Annotated in this window: 16 protein-coding genes; 5 read left to right on the top strand and 11 right to left on the bottom strand. The window is 61.2% G+C overall.

Going from position 1 to position 14,455, the window contains the following annotated elements; translation table 11 throughout:
• Positions 1–91 precede the first annotated feature (91 nt).
• On the top strand, positions 92–2,140 hold the full coding sequence (locus C1949_RS13555) for a BCCT family transporter (RefSeq protein ID WP_104739010.1): 2,049 nt from the start codon (positions 92–94) through the stop codon (positions 2,138–2,140).
• Positions 2,141–2,191: 51 nt separating this feature from the next.
• On the opposite strand, the gene C1949_RS13550 is transcribed toward C1949_RS13555, so the two are convergent.
• Positions 2,192–2,776, bottom strand: a complete 585-nt coding sequence (locus C1949_RS13550; protein ID WP_104739009.1) for a YajG family lipoprotein — start codon at positions 2,774–2,776, stop codon at positions 2,192–2,194.
• 176 nt (positions 2,777–2,952) lie between these two features.
• On the opposite strand from C1949_RS13550, the gene C1949_RS13545 reads away from it, so the two are divergent.
• Positions 2,953–3,168: a hypothetical protein gene (locus C1949_RS13545; protein ID WP_104739008.1), complete on the top strand. Its 216-nt coding sequence runs from the start codon at positions 2,953–2,955 to the stop codon at positions 3,166–3,168.
• Here C1949_RS13545 and C1949_RS13540 read toward each other — a convergent pair.
• The 3 genes from C1949_RS13540 to C1949_RS13530 form a co-directional block, all read right to left on the bottom strand.
• The gene (locus C1949_RS13540; protein WP_104739007.1) at positions 3,165–3,458 is read right to left on the bottom strand and encodes a PA4642 family protein; all 294 of its coding nucleotides are present in this window, start codon (positions 3,456–3,458) and stop codon (positions 3,165–3,167) included. The genes C1949_RS13545 and C1949_RS13540 overlap by 4 nt on opposite strands.
• 67 nt (positions 3,459–3,525) lie before the next feature.
• The gene (locus tag C1949_RS13535; protein ID WP_104739006.1) at positions 3,526–3,996 is read right to left on the bottom strand and encodes a hypothetical protein; all 471 of its coding nucleotides are present in this window, start codon (positions 3,994–3,996) and stop codon (positions 3,526–3,528) included.
• A 22-nt stretch (positions 3,997–4,018) separates the two neighbouring features.
• Positions 4,019–4,576, bottom strand: coding sequence for a hypoxanthine-guanine phosphoribosyltransferase (locus tag C1949_RS13530; RefSeq protein WP_104739005.1), 558 nt, complete (start codon positions 4,574–4,576; stop codon positions 4,019–4,021).
• A 165-nt stretch (positions 4,577–4,741) separates the two neighbouring features.
• On the opposite strand from C1949_RS13530, the gene upp reads away from it, so the two are divergent.
• A complete protein-coding gene (gene upp / locus C1949_RS13525) occupies positions 4,742–5,383 on the top strand; it encodes a uracil phosphoribosyltransferase (protein ID WP_104739004.1) in 642 nt (213 codons plus the stop codon).
• Positions 5,383–6,630 carry a uracil-xanthine permease family protein gene (locus C1949_RS13520; RefSeq protein ID WP_104739003.1) on the top strand — a complete coding sequence of 416 codons (1,248 nt, stop codon included), beginning with the start codon at positions 5,383–5,385 and terminating at the stop codon, positions 6,628–6,630. The genes upp and C1949_RS13520 overlap by 1 nt, the downstream gene beginning before the upstream one ends.
• 7 nt (positions 6,631–6,637) lie before the next feature.
• On the opposite strand, the gene C1949_RS13515 is transcribed toward C1949_RS13520, so the two are convergent.
• From C1949_RS13515 to C1949_RS13490, 6 genes are all read right to left on the bottom strand, one after another.
• Positions 6,638–7,027, bottom strand: coding sequence for a type IV pilin protein (locus tag C1949_RS13515; protein ID WP_211287159.1), 390 nt, complete (start codon positions 7,025–7,027; stop codon positions 6,638–6,640).
• A gap of 5 nt (positions 7,028–7,032) precedes the next feature.
• Positions 7,033–9,891, bottom strand: a complete 2,859-nt coding sequence (locus C1949_RS13510) for a PilC/PilY family type IV pilus protein (protein ID WP_104739001.1) — start codon at positions 9,889–9,891, stop codon at positions 7,033–7,035.
• Positions 9,872–10,336: a pilus assembly PilX family protein gene (locus C1949_RS13505; RefSeq protein ID WP_104739000.1), complete on the bottom strand. Its 465-nt coding sequence runs from the start codon at positions 10,334–10,336 to the stop codon at positions 9,872–9,874. The genes C1949_RS13510 and C1949_RS13505 overlap by 20 nt, the downstream gene beginning before the upstream one ends.
• Positions 10,329–11,102: a PilW family protein gene (locus C1949_RS13500; RefSeq protein ID WP_104738999.1), complete on the bottom strand. Its 774-nt coding sequence runs from the start codon at positions 11,100–11,102 to the stop codon at positions 10,329–10,331. The genes C1949_RS13505 and C1949_RS13500 overlap by 8 nt, the downstream gene beginning before the upstream one ends.
• On the bottom strand, positions 11,099–11,560 hold the full coding sequence (pilV, locus tag C1949_RS13495) for a type IV pilus modification protein PilV (protein WP_104738998.1): 462 nt from the start codon (positions 11,558–11,560) through the stop codon (positions 11,099–11,101). Before pilV ends, C1949_RS13500 begins: the two co-directional genes overlap by 4 nt.
• Positions 11,561–11,725: 165 nt before the next feature.
• Positions 11,726–12,691 carry a 2-hydroxyacid dehydrogenase gene (locus C1949_RS13490; protein ID WP_104738997.1) on the bottom strand — a complete coding sequence of 322 codons (966 nt, stop codon included), beginning with the start codon at positions 12,689–12,691 and terminating at the stop codon, positions 11,726–11,728.
• A 65-nt stretch (positions 12,692–12,756) separates the two neighbouring features.
• Between C1949_RS13490 and C1949_RS13485 the strand changes: the two genes are divergently transcribed.
• A complete protein-coding gene (locus tag C1949_RS13485) occupies positions 12,757–13,389 on the top strand; it encodes a LysE family transporter (RefSeq protein WP_104738996.1) in 633 nt (210 codons plus the stop codon).
• A gap of 21 nt (positions 13,390–13,410) precedes the next feature.
• Here C1949_RS13485 and hemH read toward each other — a convergent pair whose 3' ends face one another.
• On the bottom strand, positions 13,411–14,433 hold the full coding sequence (gene hemH, locus C1949_RS13480; RefSeq protein ID WP_104738995.1) for a ferrochelatase: 1,023 nt from the start codon (positions 14,431–14,433) through the stop codon (positions 13,411–13,413).
• Between the last annotated feature and the right edge of the window lie 22 nt (positions 14,434–14,455).

Here is a 14,455-nt window from a genome sequence, read left to right as displayed (position 1 = left end):
CGGCGCCCCGAGGCCCGCATGCTGGCCAGCTGCTGCTCGCCAAAAAAACGGCCGGTCAACCGACCGGTACACGCAGGACAAGGAGATCTGCATGACTGACGCCAAGCGTGGCTGGCAATCAACCGTACTGGTTCCCGTGTTTGCCCCTGCCGTGATTGTGACTCTGCTGCTGGTTATCGGCACCATCAGCAACCCCGAGCTGGCCGGCTCGCTGTTTTCCAGCACCCTGGCCTACATCACCGAAACCTTTGGCTGGTTCTACATGCTGGCGGTCGCCAGTTTTCTGCTGTTTGTAGTGCTGGTGGCCTGCAGCAGTTGGGGCAACATTCGCCTCGGACCGGACCACGCCGAGCCGCAATACAGCTTCCCGGCGTGGTTCGCGATGCTGTTCTCGGCCGGCTACGGGATCGCCCTGCTGTTCTTCGGCGTCGCCGAGCCGGTTACCCACTTCGCCAGCCCGCCTGCCGGCGCACCGGAAACCCTGGATGCGGCCAAACAGGCCATGCAGATTGCCTTCTTCCACTGGGGCTTTCATATCTGGGCGATCTACGGACTGGTCGGTCTGGTGCTGGCCTACTTTGCCTTCCGCCACGGCCTGCCCCTGTCCATGCGTTCGGCCCTCTACCCGCTGATTGGCGAGCGCATTCACGGCCCGATAGGCCACACGGTCGATGTGGTAGCGATTCTCGGCACCCTGTTCGGTATCGCCACGACGCTGGGGCTATCCGTCGCGCAGATCAACGCTGGGCTCAATTACCTGTGGCCAAGCATTCCGGTAGCCAGCAGCGTGCAAGTCGTGACCATCGCCGCCGTCACCGGTCTCGCCCTGTTCTCCGTGGTGGCCGGGCTGGACAAGGGGGTAAAGAACCTGTCGATCCTGAACATGGTGCTGGCGGTAACCCTGATGTTGTTCGTCTTTCTGGTCGGCCCATCCATCTTCATTCTCGAAGCCTTCCTGCAGAACACCGGTAGCTACCTGAACAACATTGTCGAGCGCACCTTCAACCTGCAGGCCTATACCCATAGCGACTGGATTGGCAACTGGACGCTGTTCATCTTCGGCTGGACCATTGCCTGGGCGCCCTTCGTCGGCCTGTTCATTGCCAAGATCAGCCGCGGCCGAACCATTCGCCAGTTTGTCTTCGGTGTCATGCTGGTGCCAACCATGTTCACCTTTCTCTGGTTCTCGGTGTTTGGCGATACCGCGCTGCACCTGATCATGAACGAGGGCTACACCAGCCTGATCAGCGAGGTCCAGGCAGATAAGGCGATTGCGCTGTTCAAGCTGTTCGAGCACTTGCCGTTAACCAGCATCGTGTCGTTCGTTACCGTGGTGCTGATCGTCACCTTCTTCGTCACCTCATCGGACTCCGGTTCGCTGGTGATCGACTCGCTGGCCTCCGGCGGCGTGCTGCAGACGCCAGTATGGCAGCGCGCCTTCTGGGCGATCCTGGAAGGCGTGGTTGCTGCGGTGTTGTTGATCGCCGGTGGCCTTGGCGCTCTGCAGACCATGACCATCGTTACCGCCCTGCCCTTCGCCATCATCATGATCATTGCGATGCTCGGCATGTGGCGCGCGCTGGTCATCGAGGGCCACCGTGACGTCAGTCTGCTGCATCACATGCAGGTCAGCCGCTATAGCGACAACAGCCTGGCAGCCAACTGGAAAAAACGCCTGGCCAGCATCGTCCACTTCCCGGATCGCGCCGCGGTGGAAGGCTTCATCCACAATCGAGCGATGCCAGCCATGCAACGCCTGAGCGCGGCGCTGGCCGAGCAGGGTTGGCCAGCAGAGGCAGAACTGGATGCTGAGAACGGCCGCGCCTACCTGCAGATCAACAAGCCAGATCAGCTCGACTTCATCTACGAAATTCGCCTGCGCGAGTATCTACGCCCCGACTTTGCCTACCCGGAGATGCGGCGCACCGACAACGACGCCCAGCAGCATTATTACCGGGCTGAGGTTTTCCTGCGCCGCGGCGGCCAGACCTATGATGTCTACGGCTACGATGAGCAGGAGATCATCGGCGACATCCTCGACCACTTTGAAAAGTATCTGCACTTCCTGCACATATCTCCCGGCGTGCTGCCCTGGAACATGACCGAGCACGATGAAATGCTGCAACCCCCGCCGGCTTGAATGGCGAGCAAAAAAAACGGCGCTTATGCGCCGTTTTTTTTGCTGTTGAGCCTACTGCTGCAGCGTTTGCAAAATCATCGGATCCTGAAACACCCGGGTCAGAGCATCACTCATCACGTCGGTCACCAGCTTGGTATTGGTTTGCTGGTTCGGCGCATAACCAAAGCGCTGCTGCAGCGAGGACGTAAAGCGCCCCTGATAGTTGCGATTCATGTTGCTGGCTTCGGCAACGAAGGTGGCGCTGATATCGGCCTGGGTCACGTAAACCGAGTCCTTCGGCGACTGGTAGCTTAGCTCGGCCAGATTCAGGGTCAGGCTGTTGGCATTGGGTGACCCTTCAGGCACCACATTGAACCCCAACTGGCGTAACGCCTGCTCGACCTGCTGACGGATCGCCGGGAGCGCACTGTCGCTGATGGTAATGTTACTGGAGTCAGGGTAAATGCCTCCGCGCGTCCCCAATATCTTGTTCTGACGGGTATCCTGCACCTTCACGCTGACCGGCTGCTGGCGGGCAACCGGGCTTAGCGGCTTGTTGATCTGAGGTTGCACCGTCAACTGCTGAGGACTGTGAGCACAGCCCACCAGAGCCGCGGCCATCATGGCCAGCAGCAACATGCCTGAACGCTTGAGCATAAGTACCTTACTCCTGCCGTCTGTCGGGATTGGAAAGGGAAACGTGGTCAGTGCCACCTTGGACAGGCGCAGCATACTCCGGTTCCGGAGGGGCCAACAGAGGGCGTTACGCCCTGTCATCAAGCTGACATGCCAATCAGCGATCCTGCGCGCAGATTCAACAAAGGAAGACTGTCATGATCACCAGCCTGTTCAAGCGACGCCGCTGCTATGCCCAACTCAACGCACAGGGGATATGCGTTGCGCTATGGGAGCTGCCCAGACAGCCACAGCAAGGTCGCTGGGTCGAGGTCAACGAGCTGCAGCCTCGCTGGATTGGCAAGTCCCTGCCGACGGCAGCTCGCGTCAACCGACGCGCTAACCGCACCGGCTGGAGAATGCTGCCAGCTTAACGGGCGCCAGCCGCTTCCAGTACTGCGACGTAGTCTTCGCCCTGGGCGTGCTCACGCACAGTGGCCAGGAATGTACGACCATCAGCACCTACCGCATTCAGGTCATGCCCGGCGGCCTTGAACATCACCAGAAAACGCTCGAAGTCTTCCACACGCAAGCCGCGATAGGCGCGCACCAGCAGATGCAGTTCAACCGATTCGTCGCTGTTATAGGGGCGTGCGTTCAGAAATACCGCAACCTGTTCATCGGTCATCGGCTCACCGATCACCTTCTGCTTGTCTTTACGCATGAAACTTCCTCAGAGAGTCCAGGGCGGGCATTGTAACCATCCCCCGGGCGTCTAACCAGTTCAGTACTCAGTCCGCGGCAGCAACCGGCTCGGAGTGCAGATCAGCCCAGATCAGACCATTGCCGTAGAAACGCCCCTGCACATAATCCGTCCCGGGGCTGTCGAGCATCTGGCGAATGGCTGGCAGCAAGGCTAGCGGATAGTTGATGACAAGCAGCGTACCGTCATCGACCAAACGCGCCCCGCGCTGCCCCCCAGTGCCCTCGGCAAACTGCAGACGCGCGCGACGGACCGGCGACCCAGTCAGCGTGCTGCGCCCCTCCAGCAGAATGGAAACGCTGGCCTGCGCGTCATTCGGGCGGGCGCCCGGACGCAATTCGCTACCAATGGTCAAGCTGTATCGCTGTACCTCGAACAATACCTGTTCGGGGCGATCCTGACGCTGTCCGTAGATATCTTCCGGCAGATATTCGTCGTGCGGCAGCGAGACCTGCGAGGCAGCCAGCGGCTGCGAAAGCAAAACCGCCAGTGTCAGCATAGCCGCTCGAACCGTCATCGCGTCAGTGACCCTTGAGTGCAAAAATGCCGGCGGCGTTGCGCCAGTAGCCCTTGTAGTCCAGGCCGTAACCGAAGATGTAGCGATCTTCGACATCCAGACCAGTAAAGTCGGCACGCATGCCCGGATAGGCCTTGCGATCATGCTGCTTATCCAGCAGCACCGCGGTATAGACGTGTTCAGCGCCAGCATCACGGCAATACTCGACAATCGCAGCCAGCGTATGACCCTCATCCAGAATGTCGTCGATGATCAATACACTACGGCCAACGAGCGAATGCTCGGCACGCGCTTTCCAGAACAGTTCACCGCCGGACAGTTTGTTACGATAGCGAGTAGCGTGCAAATAGCCCACTTCCATCGGGAACGGCAGCTTCGGCAACAACTTGCCACTGATGATCAGACCGCCATTCATCACGCTGTAGACAATCGGATTGCTGTCGGCCAGACGCTCGGTGATTTCGCTAGCCATGCTCTGCAGTGCGCCTTCGACGTCTGCCTCGGTGAACAGACAGTCGGCCTCTGCCATGACCTGTTTGATGTGATCCAGCTCTACCGCCATGCATGACCTCCGCCGGTCCCGGTATGGAAAAAAGGGGCGAAAAATACCCATGTCGTCGCGAAAGCACAAGTATAGAGGAGCTTTTCCGACAGACGAGCCCCTGCTGTCAACGTCTGGGCTGTGCCATAATTGCGGCGCCCTTCCACGCAAGAGAGAAGTTCCAGCATGAACGTCAAAGAAATCCGCCATCCATTGATTCGACACAAACTGGGGCTGATGCGCCGCAGCGATATCAGTACCAAGAATTTCCGTGAGCTCGCGCAGGAAGTCGCCGCGCTGCTGACGTATGAGGCAACCCAGGACATGGCGGTCGAAACCCACACCATCCAAGGCTGGTGCGGCGATGTGGACGTTGAAAAGCTGAGCGGCAAGAAGGTCACCGTGGTACCGATCCTGCGTGCCGGCCTCGGCATGCTCGACGGTGTGCTCAGCCTGGTGCCCAGCGCCAAGGTCAGCGTCATTGGCCTGGCCCGCAACGAAGAGACTCTGGAAGCCGACACCTATCTGGAAAAACTGGTCGGTGAACTCAATCAGCGCATGGCGCTGATCATCGATCCAATGCTGGCAACTGGCGGCTCCATGGTTGCCACCATCGACATGCTGAAAAAGGCGGGTGCCCGAGACATCCGCGCACTGGTGCTGGTCGCTGCCCCCGAGGGTATCCAGCGCGTCAACGACGCCCACCCCGACGTGCAGATCTATACCGCATCAGTCGATCAACGTCTGAATGAGCACGGCTACATCATTCCTGGTCTGGGCGACGCCGGCGACAAGATCTTTGGTACCAAGCAGAAGGATATCGAGTAATGGAAGGCGTTCACACCCACGGCTGGCGGACTGCGCTGGCTGGCTCGCAAATGCTGTTTGTGGCCTTCGGTGCGCTGGTGCTGATGCCGCTGATCACCGGCATGAACCCAAGCGTTGCGCTGTTCACCGCCGGTATCGGCACCCTGCTGTTCCAGTTCACCACCCGCCGGCAGATCCCGATCTTCCTGGCCTCCAGCTTCGCCTTCATCGCGCCAATCATGTACAGCAACCAGACCTGGGGGCTGCCCGCCACCCTCGGCGGCCTAGTCGCAGCTGGTGTGGTATACATCCTGCTCAGTCTGCTGATCCGCCTGCGGGGCCCCGGCTTCATTCAGCGCCTGCTGCCGCCAGTGGTGGTTGGTCCGGTAATTATGGTCATCGGCCTGGGACTGGCCTCGGTTGCCGTTAACATGGCGATGGGCAAAGCGGGTGATGGCAGCGCCCAGTTGGTCGAGTACAACACCGCCATTCTGATCGCCGGCGCCTCGCTGGTTACCACCATCGTGGTTGCCGTGTTTGCCAAGGGCATCTTCCGCCTGGTGCCGATTCTGGCTGGCGTACTGGTTGGCTACACCCTGTCCTGGCTGCTTGGCATCGTCGATTTCACCCAGGTGGCGCAGGCACCCTGGCTGGCCATGCCCGAATTCGTTACCCCGGAGTTCCAGCTGGCAGCAATCCTGTTCATGATCCCGGTCGCGATTGCACCCGCTATTGAGCATATCGGTGACGTACTGGCCATCGGTGGTGTAACCGGCAAGAACTATCTGGAAAAGCCCGGCTTGCAGAACACCCTGCTGGGCGACGGTATTGCCACCTCGGCAGCAGCCTTCCTCGGCGGCCCGCCGAACACCACCTACTCCGAAGTCACCGGTGCGGTCATGCTGACTCGCAACTTCAACCCCAACGTCATGATCTGGGCCGCCGTGTTTGCCATCATCCTGGCCTTCATCGACAAGTTTGGCGCCATTCTGTTGGGCATGCCGGTACCGGTCATGGGCGGCATTCTTTGCCTGCTGTTCGGTTCCATCGCGGTCGTCGGTCTCAACACGCTGGTGCGCCATCAGGTAGACCTGGCCCAGGCCCGCAACCTGTGCATCGTATCGGTGACGCTGGTATTCGGTATCGGCGGCATGGTTATTGGTAATGACAGCTTCAGCCTGCAGGGCATCAGCCTCTGCGGAGTCGTTGCCATCCTGCTCAACCTGATCCTGCCCAACGGTGAGGAAGCAGCACCGGCTGCTCACTGAGACCCGCTCAGCGACGCCAGCAGCGCTCGTCTGCTGGCGTCCTCTGGCCAAGCTGATTCAGGCTGTAGAACGCACAGACGTCCCCCTCCATCGCACTGCCAACCAAAGCCTTTGCCGTCAGTACAAACTGCTGCGACTGCCGTTGCACAGCCAACTGATAGACCGCCCTCCCCTGAGCCGGGCTTTGCTGATGCAGGTTGCCAACCACGCCCTGATCATAACGCCCAGCAAGCGCATAATGGCGTTCCAGGCGCTGTGCATTCTCCAACAGCAAACCACTAACCTCCACGCGCTGCGCCTTGCGCACATGCGCCAGGTATGACGGGTAGGCAACGCTCGCGAGCAGGCTGGCGATCACCAGTGCGATCAGCAGTTCAATCAGGGAAAAGCCCCTCACGCAGCTCATTGCAACTGCCGCCAGTGGATACGCACCAACTGGCAGCGACCTTTCGCCAGCAGCTCAGCCGAGCCAGTACTGCCTGCAACCTGATAGCGCTCCCCTTCGCAGGTCAAAGGCTGTTCCGCATCTTCCGCCACACCCGGCGCCAGCCTCAGCTCCGCTGGCAGCCCAACGTCCAGAGCAATACCCGCAACACGGGAGTCGTCACTATCCAGCTGCCGGTCACCGTCGCTATCCAGTGTCGCTGCGGGTGGCATGACACCGTCGTCCAACGTCAGCATCATCAGCCAACCGCGCACCGTCGGAAGGCACGGATCGCTTTCCTCAGCCAGCGGTGCCAGCGATGTGAAAACCACTCTCCCACCCTGTACCAGCGCTGGTTCAACCACCCGCTCCGAAGAACGAGCCCCTGCCGGTAGCGGCAGAAACCAGCCTGCTTGCCGACGCCAGTCTACCCGTTGCTCGGTCACCTTACGGCTGCTCGAATAGGGGCTCGGCAGCACCCGTTGCGCTTGCAGGTCACGGGGAGTGAGCGTCTGGCCAGGCTCGAGCAGCCGATTACGCACCGCGTAGAAGGCTTGTACTGCGGTACTGGTCGGATCACCTTGCGCCAATAGTCGCCCGCTGCCGAACAATAACAAGTCCGCCCGAGCCGCAGCGCTATAGTGCAGAACGGGAGCTGCCGTCAGCGGCTGTCCCGGCTCGGCCCTGAATAGAGGGGCCCCATCATTTGCCAGCCGCCACTGCAGCGGGTCCTCCGCCGACAGGTCAAATTGCCATAGCTGGCCATGCAAGTCCCCGGCATAGGCTGCAACCACCCGCCCGGAGGCATCCCGCTCCAGAGTCAGCGCAGACAAGCCGTTCCCCCTTTTCAGGTCTTGCCGGGCCGGCAGATCCAGTTGCAGCACCCTATCCCCGCTGATGGCATCAACAACCAGCAGAGCAGCCTGCCCACTCGCGCTGCCGTAACCATTGCCAGTCAGCAGCAGGCTACGACCATCCTGCTCAAGGAGCCGTGGTTCGGCATAGATGTGGCCCAAGGCAGCCCAGCCAGGCTCACTGGCACTATGCTCCCAGAGTACCCCCGGCGCGGCCTCGCCCACAGCCTGGCCATACAGTCGCAGCATGAGCAGCCCGCGACCGCCGGCACCAAGACCTGTCGCAGCGAGTGTTCGCCACTGGCCGCCCTGCGCCACGTCCGCCAGAGCAATACGCCCATCCACGCCCGCTCGATGCGCAAGACCAGACACATAATTCACGGCCGCCCGTTCTAGCACCGTAGCTAGCAGGCTGCCGGGCAGATAGCTGAAGTGTCGCTTGCCCCCCGCACCGACCACATGGAGAAAACCGTCGTTACTGCCAAGCAGCATCAGGTCACCGAGCTGAGCGCGCTCGCGCCGATAGCGCTTATAGGTCTCGCTGTTCTGCTCGGCCAGCGCCGCTCCGGCTGGCAGCACGCGCGGTCCGAAACGCCCCAGATCTCCCAGCAAACGCTCGCGCGTGCGCAAGCCTGCAACAGGTTCTCCACGCAGCCAGTCCAGCAACTGCGAGCCGCCGTCATGCTGACCCGGCAGTAAAGCGGCCGCAGCGCGCTGCAACGCCAGCTGTTGCTCTGTGCTCAACTGCGCCAGGGTATTCATATCAAGAGCCAGCGGCCCCGCGCCAGCCGAGGTATCGGCCAACCGCCAGGTTTGCATTGGGCCACGGGGAGCCCCCGGGGCAAACGCCTGATCGCTGGTCCAGCGCATCTGGGTTGGCTCACCGGTGTCATTGATGCCCCAGAGCTGTACTTCCCCACTGCCGTCCTGCGGATGCTGATAAACGCGCATCAACGCCGCTTCGTTACCGGTGAGCTGCAGCCCATCAAGGCGCCTGTCGAGCACCAGACGCGACGGCTCCAACTGATTCACCATACGTGTCAGCGCTGCGTCGAGCTGCTCGGCATCGTCGACCGTGCGATAGAGCCCGCCGCCAGCGCGCGCAGCCGCCTGCAACCGTGCGTCGTCAACACCAAAGCCAAGCACGTGAGTACGCACCTGCTGATAAGCGAAGGGGGCCTCATCCCAGCTCACGCCAGCCGCATCTAAACCGCCGGTGCGCAGATCCAGCGCGCCGGCAAAGCCGGCCATATCGTCGAGATAAAAGGTGCTACCCGGTTGCTGCATATCTTCGCCGCTCACGTCATTACTCGCGTCCTGATCCCAATCGGGCAGTTCAAACGGGTACTGCTGCAATGCAGGCTCCTGCTCTACCGAGGAAGGAAACTGGCTGTCGTAGGTCGGTAGGCCGTCGGTCACCACCAGCACTGCGCTGGGCTGACAGCGCCATTGCAGGGGACTAGGGTAAGTTGGCGTCCCCGGGTTGTAGAACGAGTCCATACCACGCAGATAGCGGCTAATCTCGTAATGGGTTTCAGCCAACGGGGTCCAGGTGTAGCGATCAGGATTAGTGCCTGTATCCGGTGCCAACTGATCCAGCGCCTGCTCAAGTCGTTGCAGATGCAGCTCTCCGGCCACACCCGGTGCAATTCCGGCAACGTCGACCAGCAACCGACCACCCGCAGTCTCCCGCGCAGCGCCGTACCCACGCGACGGATTGAAGCTGAACAGCCCAAAGCGAGTATTGCGTTGCCGATAGAGCAATCGCCGGATGGCCTCGCGGGCGACCTGCAGGCGACTCAGATCACCCACCGGGGTCATCGCCATGCTGCTTGAGCTGTCGAGCAGAATCACGACATTGGCTGGCACAGATGCCTGCGTCGCATAACCACTGCTCAGCGGTTCAAACCCGGCTGCCGACGCGCTAAGCAGCAAGCCGAAGCTGGCGACGAGATACCGCGAGTCAGTGCAGCGTATAGGCATAAGTAGCCTCCAGCAGCTGGCGACTGCGCCCCAGCCGCGCCTCTATCTGCACTCGGTAGAGCCGACTCTCGCCACTCGCGGCGAGTTGCGCTGGCGCAGGGCTGCGCCCTAGCCAGTCGACGCGATACCAAAGCTCCACCTCCCCCATTGACTGTCGTCGGTGCCAGCCGAAACCATCCTGCGCTGCATTCGACGCTGCCCACTCCGCGCACCGGGCGCCAAGGCATGGTTCATCGGGGACCACCAGCTCGCCCGACGCCAATTCCCCTTCAAGCGTGCGCAACGCGCTTTCTGCGGCCTGAAAACAGCGCGTCGCCAGCAGCAGATTCGTCGCCTGTTGCTGCTGCAGACGTGCCGAGCTACTTGCCGCAAGCGCGCCAATCGTCACCACCAGCAGACCAATGAGCGTCACCGGCAGGATGCTGCCAGATTGCTGGTTATTCATCGCTCCCCCAGTCTGGCCGGTTGCGCACCTGTGTCACCTGCCGAAAGACTAGCGTTCGCATGCGCTCGCGGCCGGTATCCGCGGACCGGTCACTAAGCTCCAGCGCTATCCGCACGCTGCGCAGGCGCTCCTGTTCAGCTTCGTCGAGACCCGGCTGATAGCGACCAGATACGCCCGCCGCCGATGCGTCGGCGGCCAGCGCAAAACGTGGCTCGAAGCGAGTCACTCCCTCAATCAGCGTCTCGAAGTTGCCATTCCCATTGAGCCTGACCTGGACACGGTCATCCTGCTGGCGGTACTCAACCAGACGCAACGGCAGTAACCAGTCCCCCGGCATGACCGAAAGCGCCTGCTCGTCGGCGAGCCCCACCCGCTGCTGACAATCGCCCGCCAATAGCCAGCGCGCACCGAAGTCAGCCGCGCGCATCGGCTGAGGCTCCTCAACCGCCACCTGCACCGGCAGGCCGGTAATCAACGTCAATACCCCCTGATCAAAACGCACCGGCTGGGCCAGATCAGCCGGCAAGCCCTGCGGTAACAGCCGCTGCAGATCCAGACAGCCATAACTGCCGGCGGCGCGGATATCACGTGCCAGCCGCCCCAACAGATAACGGGCATCTTCCTGCTGTCGCGCGCTCAGCTGTTGCAGCAACCAGGCGTCCCGACTACCGCCTAAGTACTGCAGCAGCGCCAGCACCAGCGTCAGCCCCAGAAGCATGGCGACCATCAGCTCGACCAGGCCGAAGCCACGAAGTGGCGCCCTCACGCGCCACGTCCCAACCGCACCGAGACCACGAGCTCGTCCTCAGCGCTATCGTCCACGCGCGCCTGCGACCAGTTAAGCTGCACTCGCACTCGCCCGTCTTCAACGCTCACCTGAGCGCGCCCGTCTGGCAGATGGCAGGTTACAGCGACGGCAAAATCGGCCTGATCCTGCGCCAGCACGGAGAGGGAGTCGGAGGGTGCAGCGACGCAGTCACCAGCGACTGAGCCAGCGTAGGACGCTATTCGACTGGGGTTGGCACGCATTCGCTCCAACAGGTCGGTTGCAAGCAAACCGGCCTGGACGCGATATGCACTGTCCTGGGTAAAACGCAGGGCGTTGAGCTGCAAGGCCGCAGCACCCAATACGCCAAGGGCGACCAGCAGCAACGCAACCAGCACTTCAATAAGAGAAAAACCGCACTGCGGCCGCGCGGACACAGTGCGAAAGGGCAATGCCATGACGGCGGAATCCTTGTGCCAAATCCATTTGGCGGATTCGCCGGCCCCGTTGGGGCACGGCGAACGTCATCCGTTGACGTTCACCAGCTTAGGTCGGCACGGCCTATGCGACTTCACCCGAACGGGTGGGCGTCGCGACCATGATGTGATGGCGATAACACTCAGTCAGCCGTTGACCTGACGCTGGGGAGCACCGGCGATGAAACTGCACAGGTTGGCCTCCAGTTGACCGACGATGCGCTGACGCGCTTCTCGACTCCCCCAGGCGCTATGCGGAGTGATGACCAGATTGGGCAAGGTGTCATCGAGCAAAGGGTTGCCCTCGGCTGGTGGCTCTACGCTCAGCACATCGCAGGCAGCGCCCCCCAAATGGCCGCTACGCAACGCCGCCGCAAGGGCTGTTTCGTTGACCAGACCACCGCGCCCGGTATTGATCAGCAGGCTGCCCGCCTTCATCAGCGCCAACTGCTGGGCACCGATCAAGTCTCGAGTTTGCTCGGTCAGCGGGCAGTGCAGGCTGAGTACATCGATCTGCGGCAACAGCTCGGCCAACGCAGGGCGTCCAGCCTGCTCACGGCCGGGCAAGGCGCCGACCAGAACCCGCATGCCAAACGCTTCGGCCAACCTGCCAACCGCCTGCCCCAACTCACCATAGCCGAGAATGCCCAGGGTACGACCCGACAGCTCGCCAATCGGATAGTCGAGCAAACAGAATTGACTGCTACGTTGCCAGGCTCCATCGCGTACCGCCTGGCGATAGGATTCAAAGCGGGTGACTAAAACCAACATCAGCATCAACGTATGCTGAGCCACCGCCGGTGTGCCATAGGCCTGACAGTTGCAGACAACGACCCCTTGCTCGCGCGCCGCCTGCAGGTCGACGTTGTTGGTGCCGGTGGCCGCGATCAGGATCAGTTTCAACTGCGGATTGGCCTGCATCATGGCCCGATCAATCACCACCTTGTTGGTGATCGCCACCTGCTGCCCGGCGAGCCGCTCGAGGGCCTGCTCGGGCGTGGTACCTGGATAGCTGGTGAACGAAGCGCAGGCCGCTTCCAATGCGCGCAGATCGAGGTCGCCCAGATCCAGCGTCGCGCGATCAAGAAATACCGTAGAAAGAGAGTGCTGCATGCTGGTCTGTACCTGTCTGAAGACGCCTCAAGCGGTTAAAATCGGCCACCCAGAGGAGAATGTACATGTATTTGAATGAGTTTCTGCTGGTTGCACTGGTGCACCTGCTAGCGGTGATCAGTCCCGGTCCGGACTTTGCTGTGGTGATTCGCAATAGCGTCAGCGGAGGTCACCGCGTTGGCCTGTATACGGCTGTAGGGGTCGGTACCGGTATCTTCGTTCACGTTGCCTATTCACTACTGGGCATTGGCTTGATTGTGTCGCAGTCAGTCTGGCTGTTCAATCTGATGAAGCTGCTGGCCGCCGCCTACCTGATCTACATTGGCGTTCGCGCGCTGCGGGCCCAGCCAGTATCTGCGGACCAACCGCTGACAACCGCCAGCCAGCTATCCGCCCGCCAGGCGTTCATTCAGGGTTTTATCACCAACGGTCTGAACCCAAAGGCGACACTGTTCTTTCTGTCACTGTTCACGGTTGTTATCAGCCACGACACCCCGCTACCGGTGCAAGCAGGCTATGGCGTCTACTTGGCCTTTGCGACGGGCGCCTGGTTCTGTCTGGTCGCGATGCTGTTTAGTCGAGATGCAGTAAGGCGCGCGTTCAACCGCCTGGGTCACTGGTTTGACCGCCTGATGGGGGGCGTTCTGATTGGGCTGGGCCTGCACTTGGCACTGTCGCAGTGGCTGAAGCGCGGCTAACGCGCTTCATTATCACTCAGCTCAAGCCGCCGAGGGCGTCTCGCGCGCCCAGGTGGCCAGCACGTCGATCCACTGCGGCTGATCGTTCAGGCAAGGAATCAGCACCAGCTCTTCGCCACCCGCCGCAATGAACTGCTCACGGGCGCGGTCGCCAATCTCTTCCAGTGTCTCGATGCAGTCTGCAACGAATGCCGGACAGGCCACCAATAACCGCTTGACGCCTTGCGCAGCCAACTCATCGATGCGCGCCTCGGTATAGGGCTCAATCCACTTGTCACGCCCCAATCTGGACTGAAAGGCCTGCGACCATTGTTCTGCCCGCAACCCCAGCGCCGCGGTCAGCTCCCGGCTGACGTGACTGCAATGAGCCCGGTAGCAGGTAGCGGTCGCAGCAGATGCCTGCTCGCAACAATCGCCACTGGCCAGACAATGCGACCCGGTCGGGTCAGCCTTACGCAGATGACGCTCAGGCAGACCGTGATAGCTCAGCAGCAGGTGATCAAAGCCCTGTTCCAGGTATGGCTGCACCGACTGCGTCAGCGCAGCGATGTAGTCAGGTCGATTGTAAAATGCCGGTACCACATTCAGTTTGATGCCCAACTGATGCTTAGCGATCACCCGCCGCGCCTCTTCCACCGAAGTGGTAATCGTGCTGTCCGCATGCTGCGGGTACTGAGGCATGAAAAGAACCTCGCGCACGCCAGGCTGTTTCGCCAACGCCAGCAGCCCCTGCTCAATGGAAGGCTCACCGTAGCGCATCGCCAGCTCAACAGGCATATCAAGCTGCTGTTGCAAGGCCCGCTGGACCCGCCGGCTGATAACGACCAGAGGGGACCCCTCATCCCACCAGATTGATGCGTAAGCGTGGGCCGAAGCCTTCGGTCGCGTCGCCAGAATCAGACTGACCAGCAGCCGCCGGGCGAGCCAGGGCAGGTCGACAACATAGGGATCCATCAGGAACTGGTTCAGATAACGTTTCACATCAGCCACTTGCGTGCTGCTGGGCGAACCCAGATTAACCAGCAGTACCCCACGATCAGACATCAATTCACTCCAGCAAACAGAA

The organism is Halopseudomonas oceani, assembly GCF_002903165.1.
GTDB classification, from domain to species: Bacteria; Pseudomonadota; Gammaproteobacteria; order Pseudomonadales; family Pseudomonadaceae; genus Halopseudomonas; species Halopseudomonas oceani.
The sequence above is the reverse complement of the archived record's forward strand: the minus strand, read 5'-3'. Positions and strand labels throughout refer to the sequence as shown.

Bases quoted from the DNA above. Each gene is read 5' to 3' on its own strand.
- C1949_RS13490 (WP_104738997.1), bottom strand. From the start codon at position 12,691: ATGCAGCACTCTCTTTCTACGGTATTTCTTGATCGCGCGACGCTGGAT.
- C1949_RS13540 (WP_104739007.1), bottom strand. From the start codon at position 3,458: ATGCGTAAAGACAAGCAGAAGGTGATCGGTGAGCCGATGACCGATGAA.
- C1949_RS13520 (WP_104739003.1), top strand. From the start codon at position 5,383: ATGGAAGGCGTTCACACCCACGGCTGGCGGACTGCGCTGGCTGGCTCG.
- C1949_RS13485 (WP_104738996.1), top strand. From the start codon at position 12,757: ATGTATTTGAATGAGTTTCTGCTGGTTGCACTGGTGCACCTGCTAGCG.
- C1949_RS13545 (WP_104739008.1), top strand. From the start codon at position 2,953: ATGATCACCAGCCTGTTCAAGCGACGCCGCTGCTATGCCCAACTCAAC.
- C1949_RS13505 (WP_104739000.1), bottom strand. From the start codon at position 10,336: ATGAATAACCAGCAATCTGGCAGCATCCTGCCGGTGACGCTCATTGGT.
- C1949_RS13555 (WP_104739010.1), top strand. From the start codon at position 92: ATGACTGACGCCAAGCGTGGCTGGCAATCAACCGTACTGGTTCCCGTG.
- C1949_RS13550 (WP_104739009.1), bottom strand. From the start codon at position 2,776: ATGCTCAAGCGTTCAGGCATGTTGCTGCTGGCCATGATGGCCGCGGCT.
- C1949_RS13510 (WP_104739001.1), bottom strand. From the start codon at position 9,891: ATGCCTATACGCTGCACTGACTCGCGGTATCTCGTCGCCAGCTTCGGC.
- hemH (WP_104738995.1), bottom strand. From the start codon at position 14,433: ATGTCTGATCGTGGGGTACTGCTGGTTAATCTGGGTTCGCCCAGCAGC.
- pilV (WP_104738998.1), bottom strand. From the start codon at position 11,560: ATGGCATTGCCCTTTCGCACTGTGTCCGCGCGGCCGCAGTGCGGTTTT.
- upp (WP_104739004.1), top strand. From the start codon at position 4,742: ATGAACGTCAAAGAAATCCGCCATCCATTGATTCGACACAAACTGGGG.
- C1949_RS13535 (WP_104739006.1), bottom strand. From the start codon at position 3,996: ATGCTGACACTGGCGGTTTTGCTTTCGCAGCCGCTGGCTGCCTCGCAG.
- C1949_RS13530 (WP_104739005.1), bottom strand. From the start codon at position 4,576: ATGGCGGTAGAGCTGGATCACATCAAACAGGTCATGGCAGAGGCCGAC.